The organism is Streptomyces smaragdinus (genome assembly GCF_009604385.1).
Lineage (GTDB): Bacteria > Actinomycetota > Actinomycetes > Streptomycetales > Streptomycetaceae > Streptomyces > Streptomyces smaragdinus.
In genome coordinates, this window is record NZ_WEGJ01000001.1 from 351077 (window position 1) to 367680 (window position 16604).

Below are 16604 nucleotides of genomic sequence, written 5' to 3' on the forward strand. Positions count from 1 at the left end.
CCATGGCCGCGGACATCCTGGAGTCCGCGATGATCGCCAACGTCCACCGGGTGGACGTGGCCCCGCTGGAACAGGCGACGGCGCTCCGCGAGCTGGTCCGGGTCCACGTCTCGCAGGGGAAGGTGGCCAAGCGCCTCGGGAAGACCCCGGCGTGGGTCTCGCAGCGCCTGGCGCTGCTGGAGCTGACGCCGGAGCTGCAGGAGCAGGTGGAGACGGGCACGCTGAAGGTGGAGCCGGCCGCCGCATCGGGCGCATGCCGAATGCCGAAGGAGCAGCAGGCGGCGGAGGCGGAGGAGTATCCGGAGCAGTACGGGACGCTGATGCGGGAGCTGAGCGCGCAGGAGCGGCTGCTTGACCTCAACGTTCTGTGGGCTCCTGCCGCGTCCGTCGCGCGGCAGGAGCCCACAGTGCGTGCCGGGTCAGGCGTGGCTGCGAATGCAGGCCGCCCCGTGCGGCTGCACAGGAGGCCCGTCAGTCCCACGTTCAGGGTTCGTACCTGAAGACCTCACGCTCTCGATACTCCTCCGGTGACATGGCCTGACCGGCCTTCGGGCAGCTCGCGGGATGTACGCGCAGTTCCCGGTAGGAGCCGGGAACGATCCAGCCCTCCAGCCATCCCCTGATCCAGTCGGCAAAGGCCAGGGTGGTCGGGGTGAACGCGCAGCAGTCGTGGGGGTCCCAGTCCCAGATGCGGCCCTGCGGTGTGCCGAAGTCGAGGACGGTCCACATGTTGCAGCCCCGGTCCATGAGCGGCACCGCTCCCTTCGGCACCGGCTCGTGGTCCGGGTCGTCCGAGAGCGTCTGGAAGGCTTCGTAGGCCACGGTGAGGTCCTCGACGTCGCTGAACCATCTGTCGTCGACGGAGGTGAGTGAGACGCATTCCCATATGCCGAAGCCGCCGTTGGCCACCTCCAGATAGAGGCGTCGCAGGAGAGTGGGCATGGGATGTCCGACGCGGCGCTCGAAGGCTGCGACATCGGCCTCGGATGCCGGCGGCGGCAGGTCCCGGCCGGCAACCCGCTCGCGCACCGCGGCAATGATGTCGTCGTCGGACGCCTCCGGGGGCAGGTCCCCCGCCTCGCAGTAGTAATACTCGTAGCTGTAGCGGTGCCCACGCCGCCATTCGTGGCCGGTGAACTGCTGGTAGGCGCGATCGGGCACCAGCAGCAGGTGCCCGGACATACGCTCCTTGAAGTCGGCCAATCGTGCGGGATCCTCAATGACCCGTTCGTACTCCACGCGGCCGGCGGCCACCACTGCCGCACGCTGGAAGAGGAAATCGCCGCCGTCGAGATCGTGACGCAGCGGGGCACGACCCAGGTTCGCCATCACCTCGGACAGTTGCTCGGCGAAGGCGACGATGTCCTCCACCGGCCCCTGCGAGAGGTGGCTGATCAGCTTCCGCGCAAGACGGGCACCGTAGTCGTCTCCCGCAGGCCCGCAGGTGTCGATGAGATCCCAGAAGGCGACTGTGTCCATGCCAGACATCATGACCTGCCGGTCTGACATCACGGCCGTGCAGATGAGCCCCCGTGGACCAAGACCGGGTTCGGCTGCGGCACAAAAGAATCTTGAGGCTTGCGCGATGAGTTCCGAAAGGGACGCCAGTACGTACTCACGGGTCCCATCGGTCCCGACCACGTGCAATCACTGGAGAGAACAATGTCCGACAACCGCGCGAACGACACGGCCGCGATCACCGCCGTCCTCGAGAACCTCTACAAGGCCTGGGAGGCGGGCGACGCCGACGCCTTCGTCGCCGACTACACGCAGGACGCCACCGCGATCATGCCCGGCTCCTACCGTGCCTCCCGCGAGGAGGTCCACCAGGGCATGGCAGCGGGATTCGCCTCCTTCCTGAAGGACACCACGACGACCAACCGTCAGCTGAGCATCCGGTTCCTGGGCAGCGACGCCGCCATCGTCGTGAGCGAGGCCGGCATCCTCTTCCCCGGCGAGTCCGAGGTGCCCGCCGACCGGCTCGTGTACGCGACCTGGGTGCTGGAGAAGCGCGACGAGGCCTGGCTGATCGCCGCCTACCACAACAGCCCCACCCAGTCCGCCGGCTGAACGAAGGCCTGACCAGCCCGGGTCCGCCCGCATCTGCCAGGCGGACCCGCCCCGACCCCAAGGCTCCGCCCACGAGCAGAGCACGCTCTCGGTCTGGTTGCTCACCCTGGTCTTCGACACGCCAGAACCCTGACGACTAGCGTGATCGGCCGGACATCCCGTAGCCGAGCGGTCCGTAGGCCACGCGACTGGGCGCACGGCCGATGAGATTGTCGGTTTCCCGGAGTCTCCCCTTGTGACAAGCCCACCCCAGCGGATCACGACGCCGGAGCCCGGGTGCCACTGAGGAGAGAGGGAGGCCCAGATGAACGGTCCGATTCGGCTGTACATGTCGATGTCGCTCGACGGCTACATCGCCGGCCCGGACGACCGCCCGGGCCAGGAGCTCGGACGCGACGGCGGCCGGCTCTTCAACTGGCTCGACGACCGGGAGTCCGACGGTCCCAGCGGTCAGGTCTACCGCGAGGCGCTGGCGACCGGTGCGGTGATCTCTGGCCGCCGGACCTTCGAGCTCGCCGGGCGCTGGCAGGGCGACCACCACGACGGCGTACCGATCCTCGTGCTCACCCACCGGGCGGACGACGGCGACGAGCCACCCGGACACGCACGCTTCGTCACCGACGTCGAGGACTGTGCCCGCCGGGCCCGCGCAGCCGCGGGCGACCGGCCTGTCATGGTCCACGGGGCCGGAGCGGCCCAAGCCCTTCTCCGCGCCGGGCAGATGGACGAGATGGAGATCCACCTGATCCCGGTCCTCCTCGGGGACGGCCGACGGCTGTTCGACCACTTGGGCGGCGAGCACATCGAGCTCGACCTCGTGCGGCGGCTCGAGGACCGGGACGTCACGCATCTGCGCTACCGCGTGCGCCGGTCCGGGGAGGCGGCCGAGTGAAGACGCTCTTCGTCTCGTACCGCGTCACCGACCTGGACCGCTCGCTCGGCTTCTACACCGCCCTGGGTTACGCCGAGCTGGGCAGGGTCGACATCGGCGACGGGGCTCGCCTCGTCATCCTCAAGTTCCCCGAGGAACCGGCGGCCTCGCTCGAACTGGTCCACCGCCCCGGCGACAAACCGGTCGATGTGGGCAGCGGCTTCGACCACCTCGCAATCCAGGTGGACAAGCTCGCCACCACCATGGAGACCCTGTCCGAGGCCGGCCTGAACCCCGGACCGCTCGAGTACCCGGGCGGCCCCGAGGGCCCGAAGACGTCGTGGCTCACGGACCCGGACGGCTACCGCATCGAGCTGGTGGAGTGGCCGCCCGGACACACCGACGGCCTCACCCCGGCCGAATTCTCCTGAGGCCGCCGGGGACTGCGGGCTGACGCCCCAAGGAGCAGCCGTAGGCCCGGCTCCCGCCCGCCTCGGCTCCTGCCGCTACGATCGCGGCCCGCCCACAAGTCGGAGGAGGCACCGTGGTCGAGGAGCAGACGTCGAACGGGGCGAGGTGACGCTCGAGTTCGAGTTCCAACGCGAGTACTTCGTGGAGGCGATCAAGGTCGTTCTGCGCAAGCGCCGGTTCGGGTTCCTCTACCAGCCGGCGTTTCTGACGCTGTTCGGGGCGCTGTCCGTGCTGGTGCTGGCGCTGGAACTCGCCGACGGCGACGTGAGCGTTCCCGCGCTGATCCTCCCCCTGTACGCGGTACTGCTGCCCCTTTGGCCGCACTGGGCCGCCAAGGCGTCACTCAAGGCCAACGAGCACCAGGGCCGGCTGCGGCTGACCGCCGACGACCAGGGACTCCAACTGGAGGGCGCCCACGCCCGGACGCAGACAGGCTGGGGCAACTACGGCAGCTACGTGGAGACGCCCCGGGCGTTCGTCCTGCGCAGCCCGGACCGGGGCGGGCGCTGCGCCATGGTGCTCGCCAAGCGTGGTGCGGGGCACCCCGCCGACGTGGACCTCCTGCGCGCGATACTCGACCGGCACCTCACCCGCGTATGAGCGCCGGCCGCGGGTGCTCGGCCGCCTTCGTCTTCGCCGCGCTCGTGGTGCTCGCGAGCTTCGCGGGGACCACCGAGATGGAAACGTTCCCCGGGCTACGGGAGAACCGCGCGCCGATCGCCGTGTACCTGCTGGTCTTCGCGGCCTTGGTGGCCGCCGGTGGACTGGCCCTCACCACCTGGCGGTCCTACGGCGGGTGGGCCGCCGTCGTCTGCCTCGTTGCGCTCATGACGCTGCGGATGTGGACGCTCGCACCCGCGCTGCACTGCTGGTCGTACGACAGCACGGGGCGTAACGACGACGGCTCGTACACCTGCGTGAACCGGGGTGTCATGCTTCCCTGAGCCCTCGGGCCGGGCCGCTCTCCTCCGCCACCCAATGAAGGCTGTACCGAAAGGATTTGCGATGAAGCTGGATGCCGACAATGATCCGCTCATGACGACCAGAAAGGGTCATGCCGTCTAGGCACCCAGCCCCGCTCTCCCCCGCCCGCGCGCCGCCGGCCGCCGCTCACCGCAGCGACCGACGACCGTGACCGCCCGCCAAGGAGAGCCCGCCCGTGCAGAAGACCGCCCTCGTCCCCTACGCCCACCTCCCCGGAGCACACCACAACCGCCACATCCTGACCAGCACCGTCGACGTCTTCGGCACCGCCCACTGGCTGCTTGCCGAGCGCGCCCCGCAGCCCGGCGCCGATGTCCCGCCCTTCGACGCGCTGGTCGTCTCCGTCCATCCGGACGGCAGCGTCGAACTCACCGAGCTGAACGCCGTACGAGTCCGCTGGCCACAGCTGGACCGCCTGCCGGACGGCGGGTTCGTCGTCGCCGCGGCGCGCACCCTCCGGGACGGAGACGCGAACCAGGTACAGATCTTCGACCCGCTCGGGCGTGAGACCTCGACCTTCTCCGTCGGGGACGCCATCGAGCACCTGCTCGTCGACGAGGCCGGCCATATCTGGGTCGGCCACTTCGACGAGAACCCCATCGGGATCCGCCGCTGGAGCGCCACGGGCGAGCTCGCCTGGACGTCGTACTGTGCCCGCATCCCCGGTCTCTTCGACTGCTACGCGCTGAACGTGTCGGGCACCGTCGCGTGGGCGTGCCCCTACACGGACTTCCCGCTCGTCGAGATACGCCCCGACCGCACCGACAAGCCCGTAAGGGTGTGGTCGAACCGCGTACGGGGGGCCGAAGCGGTGGCTGTCCACGGCGAGCGAGTCGCCTTCTACGGCGGCCACGGCAAGGAGATGGACCGACTCGCCCACGGAGAGCTCACCGAAGAATCTGTCGAGCCAACGGAGGTCGGCCTGCTCACCCTGCCCGACGGCTCTGCTCCCCGCCGCCGGCGGGTCGTCGGCCGGGGAAGCAGGATCTACGTCCAGGCCGAGCCATTCACCGCGTGGGGCGTGTTCGACCTCAGCGGCTGATGCCCAGCACCGGCCCAGCTTGCGCTCGGCGTCTCCGTCGGGCCGGAACCGTTAACGCCGTTAATACCTCTGGGACGCTGCCACTCCCCCACCGTCGGCGACCGATGACATCCGGCTGTTGGCCTCGGAACGCCGCGCTTGCTCGGACACCTCGGGTCGTGCAGCTGACCGATGTCAGGTACAGCCACGACGCGTACGTACCAGCGATCTCAAGCCCCCTGGATCACTCGGGGCGGCGCCGAGGTATTAACGCCGTTAACGGTTACCTCCGCCGAGAAGGAAGGATCGTCGCCGGAGACGAATGTCAGAGCCTGGGCCTACCATCCCCGCCCATGACCCCTGAGCTCCTGTCTGACGTCAGGACCGCGCTCCCGTCCGGCCGGCTGATCACGTCGGACGAAGGCGATGGGGAGGCCCACATCCTCTGGTTGAGCGACGGGCCGACCACCGCCGATCTCTGGGTGCGGCTGCACGTCGAGCACACCCACACCGGCCTGTGGCCCCTGCTCCTCGACCCCAGCGACCCTCACGACGACAAGTTCGGGCCGTGGGGAACCGGTGAGTTCTTCCCTGAACGCATGTCCTCCCCGGACGCCCACAGCCCTGCCGAGCTCCTTGAGCACTGGTGGAAGGACTACACCGCCGTCGACGAGGACGACATGTTGTCGCCGGACGACCGCCTGGCCGTCACCGCGCCCTTCGGACAGCTCTGGCCGGGGTTCACCCCGTCTCCCCCGCCGGCCGCGGACCCGGAGGCGACGGCCGCCGACTTGGCGCAGCGCTTCGTCGCCGGCCAGCCGCACTCGCGGCTGGGACTCGTCGCCGCCGGCTCGGGCGCCCACGCGCTCACGGCCGTCGGCTGGGACGGGCCGACCAACTACGACAACGACACGGCCAAGTTCTCCGCCGTCGTGGCCGACTGGGAACGACGCTTCGCCGCACGCGTCGTCGTGGTCGGCCCCGCAGCCCTCCACCTGAGCATCGCCTCACCCCCGACGACGACAGAGGACGCCCTCCTCGTGGCCGCCGAACACTTCGCGTTCTGCCCCGACAACGTCTGGCAAGGCCACCGCCCGTACACCCTGGCCGCGTACGCCGACCGGATTGTCGGCTGCCGTGACTGGCACTTCTGGTGGGACTGATCCACGTCACCGGCGCCGCGGACAAGCGGGCGACGTTGCCCGGCGGTGGAACCGTTGACGCCGTTAATACCTCGAGGGCGCCGTCGGCCTCCCAGTCCCCGCCTCGGCGACGCTGATCGGGCGGACACCGACCTGGTCGCGAGCCAGGTGCCCTGTCTCATCCAGCGCCGAGGTATTAACGCCGTGAACGGTCCGCTCCGCTCCCAGGCCGGGCCGCCCGAGCGCTGCTGCTGTTCAGGCCGTCACCTCCGGTGGGCGCACCATGAAGACGTCGATCGGGTCCTGGGCCTCCACGACGAAGCCGTGGCGCTCGTAGAGACGGCGGGCATCGCTGCCCTGCAGGACGTTCAGGCCGACGGTCATGCCCTGCGCGTCCGTTCGCTCCAGCACCGTACGCAACACCGACGATCCGAGCCCTCGGCCCTGGCAGTGCGGGGCGAGGTAGAAGTGCTCCAGCCACTGCCTGTCGTCGGCGGGGCGGACCGTGACGCATCCCGCGAGTTCACGGTCGAGCATGATGATCGACGTGTGCTGCGGGGAGAAGGAGTCCCGCAGGCGCTGGCGTACCCGGTGCTCGTCGTAGCGCCCCAGGCGCTCCAGGTCCGCGCGCATGACCGTGGCCCGCAGCTCTGCGATCACCTCGATGTCCGCTGCCGTCGCGGCACGGAGCATCCAGCTCGCGGCGTGCGACGGCGTGGTGTGTGCGGGCGCTGCCGTGCCCGATTGCGTGCCTGTCATCCCGTCCTCCATGGGTGGAGTGTCTCAGCACGTCTGAGCTGAACGGGCCCGGGGCCGGCTGGCTGGGGCGATGTCACGCAGGGGTGCCGAGCGGTGGGTGCTCGAGTACGCGGGGCTTGTACGCGAGCAGTTGGGTGCGGCGCCTCCACCTCCGCGCCTCGATGATCTGGATCAAAGACCTCACCAGGACAACCCCATGATCACAATCCAATACGCGCCCTAATGCTGCTCCGGCGAGAGCTCGTGAAGGGGTGTTGATCAGGCGGTCTTGAGCGGGGTGCCTTCGTAGGTCCATCGGTAGGGTTTGGCGGTCTCGTTGTGCCCGATGACGTATGACTTGGTTGCTGTGGCCACGATCGTTACGCGGACCTCGGACCCGTAGATCTTCGGCCGCCCCGACCGTTCGGCATCCCGTAAGCCGTCCGGACCCAGGGCTACGAACCGCCCGCGTCACTCGCGCACCGTCTTCACGCCGACCTCCAGTTCCCTGGCGATCGCGCCATTGACGAGTCCGGCCGCCGCCGTGAGAACGATCCGGGCCCGCAGCACCGCCCGCACCTCGGACTTCGCCGAGGCCACCATCCGCATCAAGCCGTACGCGGACCCACGAATCGATCGTCACCGCCACCGCTGCGCCTGCCGGTCGCCCACCCTCCACGGCCAATGATCACGCGGGCCGCCGCGGCACCCGGCAGGATGGGCCACGCCCTCCGAAGCCGCCGCGTACTTCTCCTTCGCCTGATACACGCGGAACAAGCACGCCGCCGACGAGCGCTTCCGGCGGATCGTCGCCCGCGCCAATCTCACCTGAACCCAGCGGAGCGACTGCCGGCTCACGTTCCTGGAAGGTAGGCGTTCTGGGACTGAGGATCCCAGATGACCAGGTGGAACTCCGATGCGAGCTCCTCAATCGCCTTGAGTGCCGCGTCACTGCGCGAGGAGAAGCTCAGGTTCATGACCACGTGATCGATCCCGATCGCCAACGGTGTCGATGTCCAGGGCGACTCCGCGGAGTGAGGCGGGCGGTCCGAGAACCGCTCACGCAGCCGTTCGTAGAACCCGACCACCCGCTCATCCAGCTCACCCTCGCCGTGACGGCCAGAGGTGCACCGCTCGAACATCGCGCGCGCCGCCGCAGCGTCGGCCGATTCGTCCATCGCAAGAACCGCAAGATCGAAGCCCACGAGGCCATCTTTCACCCCCATACACGCGACGCACAGGGCGAACGTTACCTTGCGGCACCAGCTCCGGCGGGAGAGACGAACGGCATCTCCGGCCGCCGGGGCACCAACCCCGACACCCGGGTTCAGAACCCGGAACCGTTCCCGCCCCTCGCCAGGACGGAGGCCTTGCCCCGACGGCGCACAAGATCCTCGGTGCGGACGGGCCGGGGCACGAGCAGCGGTCCCGCGCCCCGGCCCGTCGCCGCCGGCTAGCCCCGCACGTGCAGCCCGAACCCCGTACGGCCCGCGGGCTCCAGTCCCTCCCTCAGATGCAGCGAGGGGATCTCGTAGTCGCCGAAGTTCTGCCGCCGGTACGCGATCGGCTCGGTCGACTCCAGGGTGAGCAGGCGCTGCTCCCAGGCCTTGGCGACGTCCGGGTAGTCCGCGTCGCTCATCCGGTCGGTGCCGTACAGCACGAACGGCGGCAGCACCTCGATGCCCGGGTAGTAGAGGATGCCGTGCTGGATCGGGAACAGCAGATCGTCGATGGGGCCGTTGATCCCGCGCGCCGCGTAGTGCGACTGGGGGCCGCCGGCGGTCACCGACAGCAGGGCCTTCCTGCCCGCGAGGGTGCCTTCACCGAAGCGCTCGCCGTACTTCGTGTCGCTGTGCTCGCCGACGCCGTACCCAAAGTGGTACGTGAACACCCGCTCCACCCAGCCCTTCAGGATCGCCGGCATGGTGTACCACCACAGCGGGAACTGGAAGACGATCGTGTCGGCCCACAGCAGCTTCTCCTGCTCGGTACGGACGTCCGGGGTGAGCGTCCCGGCGTCGAAGGCCCGGCCGGAGTCCGCGGCGACCCGCAGCGGACTCGATGCGCTGGGGCCGTAGTCCGCGGCGTCCACGACCGCCTTCCAGTTCATCGCGTACAGATCGCTCACCCGCACCTCGTGCCCGGCGCCCTCCAGCGTGGACACCGCGAGATCCTTCAGCGAGCCGTTGAGGGACTTCGGCTCCGGGTGGGCGTAGACGATCAGCGTTTTCACAGGAACTCCTTCGGATCGGATGCCTTCGATCCTGGGCGCCGCCGAGCCCGGTGTTCAGGGGCGCTTCGTCCGTCGGACGGGACTTCCTGGTAACGGCAGGGCCACCCACGCCCGGCGCGGCCGCAGCCATACTGGGGCGCATGGACGATCTCGCGGGCTTCCTGCGGACCCGACGTTCCCGGGTCGACCCGGCCTCCGCCGGCATCCCCGTCGACAGCCGCCGCCGGGTCGAGGGGCTGCGCCGCGAAGAGGTCGCGCACCTGTCCGGCGTCAGCGTCGACTACTACGTACGCCTCGAACAGGGCCGCGCGACCCAGCCCTCCGAGCAGGTCCTCGACGCGCTCGCCCGCGTCCTCGGCCTGGACGAGACCGAACGCGGACACCTCGACCGCCTCGCCCGCCAGCGCCGCCGCCGCGCGAAGGCACCGGGCGGGCGGATCCGGCCGGAACTGCTGCGCGTCCTCGCCCTGATCCCCGACGCCCCCGCCCTGATCATGAACCACCGCCTGGACGTCCTCGCCGGCAACCGCCTCGCCCGGCTCCTCTTCGGCCGGCCGATGCCGGGGTTGAGCATCGCCCGCCACATCTTCCTCGAGGAGGCCGAACGCGGCCTGTACGCGCAGTGGGAGGAATGCACCCTCGACGTGGTCGGCCACCTGCGCCTGGCCGCCGGCAAACACCCCGAGGACCCCCGCCTGGCCTCCCTCATCGGCGAACTGGCGATGGGCAGCGAACGCTTCCGCCGCCTGTGGGCCCGCGCCGACGTACGCGCCCGTACCCACGGCCGCAAGATCTACCGGCACCCGCTGGTCGGACTGCTCGAACTGCACCAGGAGAACTTCGCGCTGCCGGACGAGTCCGGCATGGAACTGCTGGTGCTGTCCGCGGCCCCCGGCAGCCCGGCCGAGGACGGCCTGCGGCTGCTCGCGGGGCTGGACGCGGACAGTGGTGACGCGCGTCCTGCGGTGGAGGGTCGAGTTGCCGGGTAGGCCGACATTCTTGGCGGCGCGCCTCAGGGAATCCGGTCGACAGGTCCGCAGCCGAGATTGCCGACTCGCAGGCCGGTGTCGCTGCATGCACGCAATCCGATGTCGGTGACTCTGGCTGGTGGACCGAGGTCTTGAGTTGTGAGCGGCAGCGGCTGTACGCGCCGAGGGCGCCCGCTGCCGCCTCCTGGCCTTCCTCTTCCAGGGCGCACACGATGCCCCCCACACCGCCCGAGCTTCCTCTACGACGTGAGCGGACCCGTCTAGGATTTCGCGCTCATCGACGAGGCCGGCCACTTCGCTTCGTTTTGCCGGCCCGAGCGGTGAGTTCCGGACGGGTGACGATGTCACTGCTCCGTGCGAGAGTCGGCGCATGCTTCAGGTCACGGTGACGACAGAGAACGGCGAGCGGCGTGTCCGGGTGTCCGCCGGGGAGCTGGCTGGGCTGGTCCGGCGGATCGGCGGGGCTGGGGACGCGTTCCTGGTGCTCCAGCGGGTACCGGATCTGCCCGACGTCTTCGCGCAGGTCCTGAGCGGTCCCGGCGGTTACACCCTGGAGTACCGCGCCGGCGCCGCCGACCGCCACTTCGCGGCGACCGTCGACGACGCGGACACCGTGATCGCCGTGCTGGAGGGTTGGGCCCGCGAAGTGCCCGGGTGGGACGTCGGCCCGGAGTGGTCGCTGCTGGAGATGGGCCCCGTACCGGAGGCACCGCCCCTCCCCGATGACGTGCGTGTGGGCCTGGAGCATCATCTCCGCGAGATTCTCGTCGGGGGTTACACGACCCGCGCCGAGCTTGCGGAGAACGCCGAGGGCGGGCGCGTCTCCCGCGTACAGGCGGAGGCGCTGGCCGACCGGCTGTGGCTGGAACGCGTCGCGGAGCAGGCCCGCTGGAAGGGGGAGACCGACCCTGAGCGGCTGACCCGCGCGTTCACGGCGCTGGAAGCGGCGGGCATCACCGCCCGCGAGAACTTCGCCTGCTGTCACGACTGCGGCCAGGCGGAGATCGGCGGCGAGTCCGCACCCGATGCCCGGGGCTTCGTCTACTTCGACCACCACGCCACGGACGCCGCCGCAGCGGGGTGTGGACTCTCGCTCCGGTACGGCGGCTTCGACGGCTCCGCGGACACCAGCACGGCCGTCGGCCGCGAAGTTGTCGCTGCTCTTGAGGACGCAGGCCTGCGTACCGAGTGGGACCACGATCCGAGCCAGGTCATCCGCGTGACGCCGCTGGACTGGTGTCGCCGGTTGGTCGGGTGATCGGACGGGGCGGGATAGTTGCCGCAGCGGTTGTGCAGCGAGCCCATGAACGCCCGGACCAGGACCGCCGATGTGCGCAGGGAAGCGGCCAGCCAGCTCTGCCGGGAGCCGGAGAATTCGCCTGGTGGGAGTTGAACGTGAGCGACGAGGAGGCGCTGGGCCGTTTGTCCCGGCTGACGCCCACTGAGAGAGCAGTCGTGGCCACCTTGGCTCTGTCGAGGCTGGACAAGTTCCCCAGAGGGGCGCGGTTCTCGGCGGCGTTTCCTGGCATTGAAGAGCATTTCACGCAGTCTGTCACGACTAGCATTTCCCTGGTGAAAGGAGAAGAGGTAGAGGAATGGATTCTTACCTATCTGCGCAATCGACATAGAGTGTTGACATTCGAGGACGATGAACCCATGGAAGAGCCAGACGGACCTGCAGCATGGCTATTCGATGCGGTAGATATCGCAGACTATGTCATCGCCGCCTGGCATGGCTTGGAAGAGAACCTCGAGTGGTGTGGCGAGGCCTTGAGTGCGCTTGATTCCTTCGCGGGCATGCTGGATGACATGCCCCCCACTCTCCGTGACGGATATTTCGCAAGCCTCTCGGAGCGATAGATTGAAAGGCAATTACACGATGCTCGGGTTGTTCGATCCATGGCATCGGGTGGAGAAACTAGACCGTCACTGGTTGCCTTGCTCTACGCTGAATCAGAGCCTCTTAGGCTGGCGTATCGTGATGCAGTCATCAGCCTCCATTAAAGCCTGGTCAGACCAGGCTCTGATAGTTGCGAAAGGGATGGCGAAGCCCGGATGGGCTACAGCTTGTGCAGGTCTCAGCCGATGACGATACGGGGATGGGCGCCGGGCTGGATCCAGCCCATGATCTGGTTCATGGTGGCGCGGGGGACGGAGACGCAGCCGGCGGTGGCGCCGGAGCCGGTGATGTGGAGATGAATTAATTGGGTTTTTGGGGATCCGTTGTTGTGTTGAGATCAAGCGAGCCAATAAGTAGTTTGCTTGATTTTGTAGATTCGGCTTTCGTGACGCCTTTCGCGGTTTCCGCTTCTTCGGCATGGGGGGCGTGGACCGTCAAGCGTGAAGATCCGATTAGCGATGAAGAGTTGGCAGTACTTTCCTCGCGGGCCGCGGCGCCAGTTCTTACTGGGTACATCATGGATAGCGACTGCGCTGTTATTGAGGGATTGGGAAGTGAGTCCGGATTCTGGAGGACTTGCTTGGGGCGTGATGCAATGTCTGCCTACATGGAGGAGAGTGAAACGGATGTCGATTCTTGGTTCCTGAGTCCTTCAGAGTCCGTCCAGGTCTCACGGACTTGGGCTGGCGAAGCGGGTCTTCGGGCGTCGGCTGAGAAACTTTCCGAGGTCTTTCAAGTGCAACCCGACCCCTTTGTCGAGGAAGTGTTTACCGATCTTATTGCGGCTCTTGGAGTTCCGAATCTTCGAAGCCAGTAGCCCTCACTAAGTCCTCCCAAGGGGAATGGTTGGCGGCACCGATATCCGCCAAGGCGTAATCGACCTGAAGCGGTACATCGAGAACGAACAGAGGGCTCAGGATGCGCCAGGTGGGCGGCGGCAGGAGGTGTTTGTGGAATTCCCCATCCCCGAGCCGCGATTATCGGCTACGCGCTTGGCGGTACGGGTGAAAATTACCGAAACTTGGTCCCAATGTTCGAGCGGTGATGGATTCACGAGTCGAAAGGAAGGCACAGTTGGCGCTGAATAAGAGTACGATGGCCCAGATATTCATCAAGCCGCTCTACGGAAACGCGCGATCTGGTGCTCCGGATACGATCCAGATGGATATCATGTTTTACGGACCTCCCCAGACGCTGCCGGAGCAATGCTAATGCACCGTAGTCAACACCGAGAGTGGAGCTGGCGCGAAGTGCTAGGGGGTAACCTGGAATGGCGGCACTAAGACAAATCGAGGAACTACTCGGTGAGCCACTGTGTAACTGGACCGACCCGAGCCCATGGCTGCGATTGGAGGGTCAACTTGGGTTGACCTTTCCGGGGGATTTCCGGGAGCTCAGCGATGCATATGGGGCAATCACAATCAATGAGCACCTGTATCTGCTGCATCCATCCGGAAATTCCGAAGGGAGTCTGGGAGAGAAAATCGAAGGAGACATCGCCCTGTGGAAAGACCTCGACGAGGAGGATCTCCCCACTGTGGGCACTGCGCCCGGAGAACTTCTTCCGATATCTGGGGCAATAACCGGAGAGTCGGTCTTTCTCCATGTGCCGGTAAGCAGTTCGGAGCGTTGGAGGGTCGGCGTCTACCAGTCGGATTGTGCAGAGTACGTTGAGTACGACATGACTTTCACCGACTGGCTACTCGCCTATCTTCGGGGCGAGGACGTGACTGTCTGTCGCGACATGAGGCCGGCCTTGCCGTTCTATACACGTCGGTAACAGTTGGAAGCTGCGTTCTGCCATGTGCGGTTTTTCCGATGTATGGCAGCCCCACTTTCACGAGGGGATCTCGTAGTCGACGCAGCCGGCGGTGGCGCCGGTGCCGTTGATGTGGAGGAAGATTCCGGCGCCGCGGCCGGGAAGACGGCGGGCCAGCGGTTGCGGTCGCTTTCGGAAATTTTGCGACCGCACCCCACGAAGTTGATTGAAAGCATGTTAAATTTCTTTCATCGGAATTTCTTCGACAATTCTTTCGATATAAATTCCGCAATCATGGAACCCGTTATTAAAGCGTATTAAGGAGTCAAGGATCCAATGAAAAGAATGCAGGTCGCCATCCTTCCGGCGGCGCTCACGTCGGCCATTCTGTTCTTCAGCTACTTACTTTTCAGTCAATGCTCGCCTCTTATGGGTGCAGATAGAGACGATGCGGTAGGGGTTTGGCGAAATGAAATGGGTGGCGAATTAGAATTTGACGAAGATGGGACATTCTTCGCAAGGGGTGTAACCTTAAGTGGTGAGATATGTCAATCGAAACGGGCCGCCGGCAGCAAACTCGAGCTAACGTCAGGCGCGGGCTCCTGGAAAATGGATCAACCGCGGGACGAAAATCCAGGAATACTGATTACGTTTAAGCCGGAAGGCACCTCTTCTGAAAGCTGCAAAATTTGGGCACTATTCGCCGGAGAAGGAAATCGATCGGAGATATATCTTCGCCATGAAGATGGCGAAGGAATTCGCTATCATCGAGTGAACTGACGGAGCGATAGGGATTGGGTTTCGGTGGATCCCTCTCCTGGTCCCGGTAGTTCGTTGAACTGGGGGTGGCGTTCGGTCGAAGTTCCCCCGTGATCTCACGGCTGATGCTGTGGATGACGGTGGCCGCGCGTCCGGCGGTGGAGTTCTGGTAGGCGATCTGTGCGTTGGGTGATGTCGTCGTCGGTACCACCGTTCGTCTGATCCTCAACTTCAAGACTACCGGGAGCAAAAAATCATTCATCCGTTGCGAGCGCCTGAGCGAGGTTGGCGGCGAGTCCGTAGCTGGGGCTGTCGTCGAGGAGTTCTTTGCGGCGGTTGTAGCGCTGGGTGGTGCGGGTGTCCTGGTGGTCGGCCCAGGACTGGATTTTGTCGATGCGGGCGCCGGGGCGGGCGAGGGCGTGGGTGATGGCGTTGTGCTTCATAACGTGGGGGTGGATGGAGGTGGCCTGCGGGAGTCCGACTCTTTTTTGCGAGGGAGCGGATTAGTCGCCAGACGGCCGGTTCGTCGAGGGGCTTTCCGGAGGCGGTGCAGAAGAGGTGGCCCGAGGTGCGGCCGTTGAGATGGGTCATCAGGGCGTCGTATACGTACAGGGGGACGGGCTTCTTCTTCCGTGACCCGCCCTTCAGCCGTACGTCCAGGGTGTGGTGGCCGCGGTCGTAGCCGAGGTCCTCGACCCGGGCGGCGAGCAGGGAGTCCACGCGCAGGCAGAGTCCGTACAGCAGGAGCATCAACGCACACGCCCGCGGGCGGTACTTGGCCGGCAAAGGGGTGTCGCGGGCGGTGGTCAGCAGGAGCGCGGTCTGCTGTTCGGTCAGGCCCTCGGTGGCCGAGTAGTCCGGGTCGATGACCGGGCGCAGCACCGCGGCGAACGGGTTCTTCGCTACCGGCAGGCCGTCGAGGCGGAGTGTGTTGTCGTAGAACGAGCTTGCCGCGGAAAGGACGTTGACCCGGGAGGCGTCTGAGAGCGGTGGGCCGGCCGCGGCCAACTCGTCCTTCGCGCCGCCCTTGACGCGGATGAGGGTGGGGGCGGTCTCGAGGTACAGGCGGAAGGTGTCCGCGAGCATGAACGTCACTGCGAACGGATGGACGCCGTGTTCGCGGATGTATACCTCGAAGACGGTGAAGCCGCGCGCGTAGGTCTTCTGTGTGTTCGCCGAGCGCTGCCGGGCGATCCAGGACGCCGCCACGGTGGGCAGCGCGTCGCCCTCGCCGTAGATCGCGATGAGTTTGTCGTACAACCGGCGGGCGTGCAGCGGCCAGTGCTGCCGCGGATCGGCACTCGGGAGCGCGAGTTCGCTTCCCGTAGCGCTGTCAAGGACCACGCCCGGTGTGTCGTCCGGTTCGGGAGTGGAATCTTCCCGCTCACTCACAGGCACAGGATAACCGTAAAAGTTCGTGGGTGCTCTGGTCGAGAAGTTGCTCCCAACGGGGAGCAACAACGCTCCCGGAGATGAGTGGATCATCGGATAGATCCGATTCCCGCGGGATGTCGGTTCGGCCGCGCCACCTCCGGCTCCCGTCCTCGGTCTGTCGGCCGAGGGTTCGGCCGGCCAACGCGACGGCGGGGTTCGGAGTGCCGACGGGCGGTCGGTCGGACCCTGACTCCCGGGGCTGGCCCGGGAGTTCGGCGATCCGCGTGTAGAGG

At 66.8% G+C, this 16604-nt stretch carries 19 protein-coding genes and 1 pseudogene; 13 read left to right on the plus strand and 7 right to left on the minus strand.

The features are described from left to right. Nucleotides 1–2: 2 nt before the first annotated feature. A complete protein-coding gene (locus SRB5_RS36180) occupies nucleotides 3–500 on the plus strand; it encodes a ParB/RepB/Spo0J family partition protein (RefSeq protein WP_228389682.1) in 498 nt (165 codons plus the stop codon). On the opposite strand, the gene SRB5_RS01755 is transcribed toward SRB5_RS36180, so the two are convergent. Next, a complete protein-coding gene (locus SRB5_RS01755) occupies nucleotides 484–1479 on the minus strand; it encodes a DUF4240 domain-containing protein (RefSeq protein ID WP_194292802.1) in 996 nt (331 codons plus the stop codon). The two genes, SRB5_RS36180 and SRB5_RS01755, sit on opposite strands and share 17 nt — an antisense overlap. Nucleotides 1480–1662: 183 nt before the next feature. Here SRB5_RS01755 and SRB5_RS01760 point away from each other — a divergent pair, with 183 nt between their 5' ends. The 7 genes from SRB5_RS01760 (at nucleotide 1663) to SRB5_RS01790 (ending at nucleotide 6580) form a co-directional block, all read left to right on the plus strand. Then, on the plus strand, nucleotides 1663–2070 hold the full coding sequence (locus SRB5_RS01760) for an SgcJ/EcaC family oxidoreductase (protein WP_153449578.1): 408 nt from the start codon (nucleotides 1663–1665) through the stop codon (nucleotides 2068–2070). 304 nt (nucleotides 2071–2374) lie between these two features. Continuing rightward, a complete protein-coding gene (locus SRB5_RS01765) occupies nucleotides 2375–2962 on the plus strand; it encodes a dihydrofolate reductase family protein (protein ID WP_153449579.1) in 588 nt (195 codons plus the stop codon). Further along, entirely contained in the window at nucleotides 2959–3372 is a 414-nt protein-coding gene (locus tag SRB5_RS01770; RefSeq protein ID WP_323376768.1) for a VOC family protein, read from the plus strand. The genes SRB5_RS01765 and SRB5_RS01770 overlap by 4 nt, the downstream gene beginning before the upstream one ends. Nucleotides 3373–3517: 145 nt before the next feature. Then, complete coding sequence (locus SRB5_RS01775) at nucleotides 3518–4012, plus strand: hypothetical protein (protein ID WP_153449580.1); 495 nt, start codon at nucleotides 3518–3520, stop codon at nucleotides 4010–4012. Beyond that, entirely contained in the window at nucleotides 4009–4356 is a 348-nt protein-coding gene (locus SRB5_RS01780) for a MauE/DoxX family redox-associated membrane protein (RefSeq protein WP_153449581.1), read from the plus strand. The genes SRB5_RS01775 and SRB5_RS01780 overlap by 4 nt, the downstream gene beginning before the upstream one ends. Nucleotides 4357–4571: 215 nt before the next feature. Then, nucleotides 4572–5438, plus strand: a complete 867-nt coding sequence (locus SRB5_RS01785; RefSeq protein ID WP_323376770.1) for a hypothetical protein — start codon at nucleotides 4572–4574, stop codon at nucleotides 5436–5438. Between the two features lie 332 nt (nucleotides 5439–5770). Beyond that, nucleotides 5771–6580 (plus strand): DUF4253 domain-containing protein, encoded by an 810-nt coding sequence (locus tag SRB5_RS01790; RefSeq protein ID WP_153449582.1) that lies wholly within the window; start codon nucleotides 5771–5773, stop codon nucleotides 6578–6580. Nucleotides 6581–6814: 234 nt separating this feature from the next. On the opposite strand, the gene SRB5_RS01795 is transcribed toward SRB5_RS01790, so the two are convergent. The 4 genes from SRB5_RS01795 to SRB5_RS01810 form a co-directional block, all read right to left on the minus strand. Further along, entirely contained in the window at nucleotides 6815–7318 is a 504-nt protein-coding gene (locus SRB5_RS01795; protein WP_228389683.1) for a GNAT family N-acetyltransferase, read from the minus strand. 450 nt (nucleotides 7319–7768) lie between these two features. Beyond that, nucleotides 7769–7906, minus strand: coding sequence for a hypothetical protein (locus SRB5_RS01800; protein WP_153449584.1), 138 nt, complete (start codon nucleotides 7904–7906; stop codon nucleotides 7769–7771). 245 nt (nucleotides 7907–8151) lie between these two features. Continuing rightward, entirely contained in the window at nucleotides 8152–8502 is a 351-nt protein-coding gene (locus tag SRB5_RS01805) for a hypothetical protein (RefSeq protein ID WP_228389684.1), read from the minus strand. 248 nt (nucleotides 8503–8750) lie between these two features. Further along, nucleotides 8751–9530 (minus strand): NAD(P)H-dependent oxidoreductase, encoded by a 780-nt coding sequence (locus tag SRB5_RS01810; RefSeq protein ID WP_323376772.1) that lies wholly within the window; start codon nucleotides 9528–9530, stop codon nucleotides 8751–8753. A 140-nt stretch (nucleotides 9531–9670) separates the two neighbouring features. Here SRB5_RS01810 and SRB5_RS01815 point away from each other — a divergent pair, with 140 nt between their 5' ends. The 3 genes from SRB5_RS01815 to SRB5_RS01825 all read left to right on the plus strand — a co-directional run bounded on the left by SRB5_RS01815 (nucleotide 9671) and on the right by SRB5_RS01825 (nucleotide 12379). Then, nucleotides 9671–10519, plus strand: a complete 849-nt coding sequence (locus SRB5_RS01815) for a helix-turn-helix transcriptional regulator (protein WP_153449586.1) — start codon at nucleotides 9671–9673, stop codon at nucleotides 10517–10519. A 370-nt stretch (nucleotides 10520–10889) separates the two neighbouring features. Then, nucleotides 10890–11777 carry a DUF6891 domain-containing protein gene (locus SRB5_RS01820; protein WP_153449587.1) on the plus strand — a complete coding sequence of 296 codons (888 nt, stop codon included), beginning with the start codon at nucleotides 10890–10892 and terminating at the stop codon, nucleotides 11775–11777. 137 nt (nucleotides 11778–11914) lie between these two features. Further along, nucleotides 11915–12379, plus strand: coding sequence for a hypothetical protein (locus SRB5_RS01825; RefSeq protein WP_153449588.1), 465 nt, complete (start codon nucleotides 11915–11917; stop codon nucleotides 12377–12379). Between the two features lie 218 nt (nucleotides 12380–12597). On the opposite strand, the pseudogene SRB5_RS37835 reads toward SRB5_RS01825, so the two are convergent. Beyond that, nucleotides 12598–12720, minus strand: a pseudogene (locus SRB5_RS37835) (L,D-transpeptidase family protein); the annotation flags it as partial. 1065 nt (nucleotides 12721–13785) lie between these two features. On the opposite strand from SRB5_RS37835, the gene SRB5_RS01830 reads away from it, so the two are divergent. Beyond that, entirely contained in the window at nucleotides 13786–14199 is a 414-nt protein-coding gene (locus SRB5_RS01830; protein ID WP_228389685.1) for an SMI1/KNR4 family protein, read from the plus strand. Between the two features lie 315 nt (nucleotides 14200–14514). Continuing rightward, a complete protein-coding gene (locus SRB5_RS01835) occupies nucleotides 14515–14958 on the plus strand; it encodes a hypothetical protein (protein ID WP_153449590.1) in 444 nt (147 codons plus the stop codon). Between the two features lie 237 nt (nucleotides 14959–15195). Here the strand turns inward: SRB5_RS01835 and SRB5_RS01840 are convergent, their stop codons facing one another. Next, nucleotides 15196–16329 (minus strand): tyrosine-type recombinase/integrase, encoded by a 1134-nt coding sequence (locus SRB5_RS01840; RefSeq protein WP_323376774.1) that lies wholly within the window; start codon nucleotides 16327–16329, stop codon nucleotides 15196–15198. Between the last annotated feature and the right edge of the window lie 275 nt (nucleotides 16330–16604).

What these genes read in the sequence shown, in the direction of transcription:
- SRB5_RS36180 (WP_228389682.1), top strand. Translation starts at nt 3, where the DNA reads ATGGCCGCGGACATCCTGGAGTCCGCGATGATCGCCAACGTCCACCGG.
- SRB5_RS01755 (WP_194292802.1), bottom strand. Translation starts at nt 1,479, where the DNA reads ATGGACACAGTCGCCTTCTGGGATCTCATCGACACCTGCGGGCCTGCG.
- SRB5_RS01760 (WP_153449578.1), top strand. Translation starts at nt 1,663, where the DNA reads ATGTCCGACAACCGCGCGAACGACACGGCCGCGATCACCGCCGTCCTC.
- SRB5_RS01765 (WP_153449579.1), top strand. Translation starts at nt 2,375, where the DNA reads ATGAACGGTCCGATTCGGCTGTACATGTCGATGTCGCTCGACGGCTAC.
- SRB5_RS01780 (WP_153449581.1), top strand. Translation starts at nt 4,009, where the DNA reads ATGAGCGCCGGCCGCGGGTGCTCGGCCGCCTTCGTCTTCGCCGCGCTC.
- SRB5_RS01790 (WP_153449582.1), top strand. Translation starts at nt 5,771, where the DNA reads ATGACCCCTGAGCTCCTGTCTGACGTCAGGACCGCGCTCCCGTCCGGC.
- SRB5_RS01795 (WP_228389683.1), bottom strand. Translation starts at nt 7,318, where the DNA reads ATGACAGGCACGCAATCGGGCACGGCAGCGCCCGCACACACCACGCCG.
- SRB5_RS01800 (WP_153449584.1), bottom strand. Translation starts at nt 7,906, where the DNA reads ATGCGGATGGTGGCCTCGGCGAAGTCCGAGGTGCGGGCGGTGCTGCGG.
- SRB5_RS01815 (WP_153449586.1), top strand. Translation starts at nt 9,671, where the DNA reads ATGGACGATCTCGCGGGCTTCCTGCGGACCCGACGTTCCCGGGTCGAC.
- SRB5_RS01820 (WP_153449587.1), top strand. Translation starts at nt 10,890, where the DNA reads ATGCTTCAGGTCACGGTGACGACAGAGAACGGCGAGCGGCGTGTCCGG.
- SRB5_RS01835 (WP_153449590.1), top strand. Translation starts at nt 14,515, where the DNA reads ATGAAAAGAATGCAGGTCGCCATCCTTCCGGCGGCGCTCACGTCGGCC.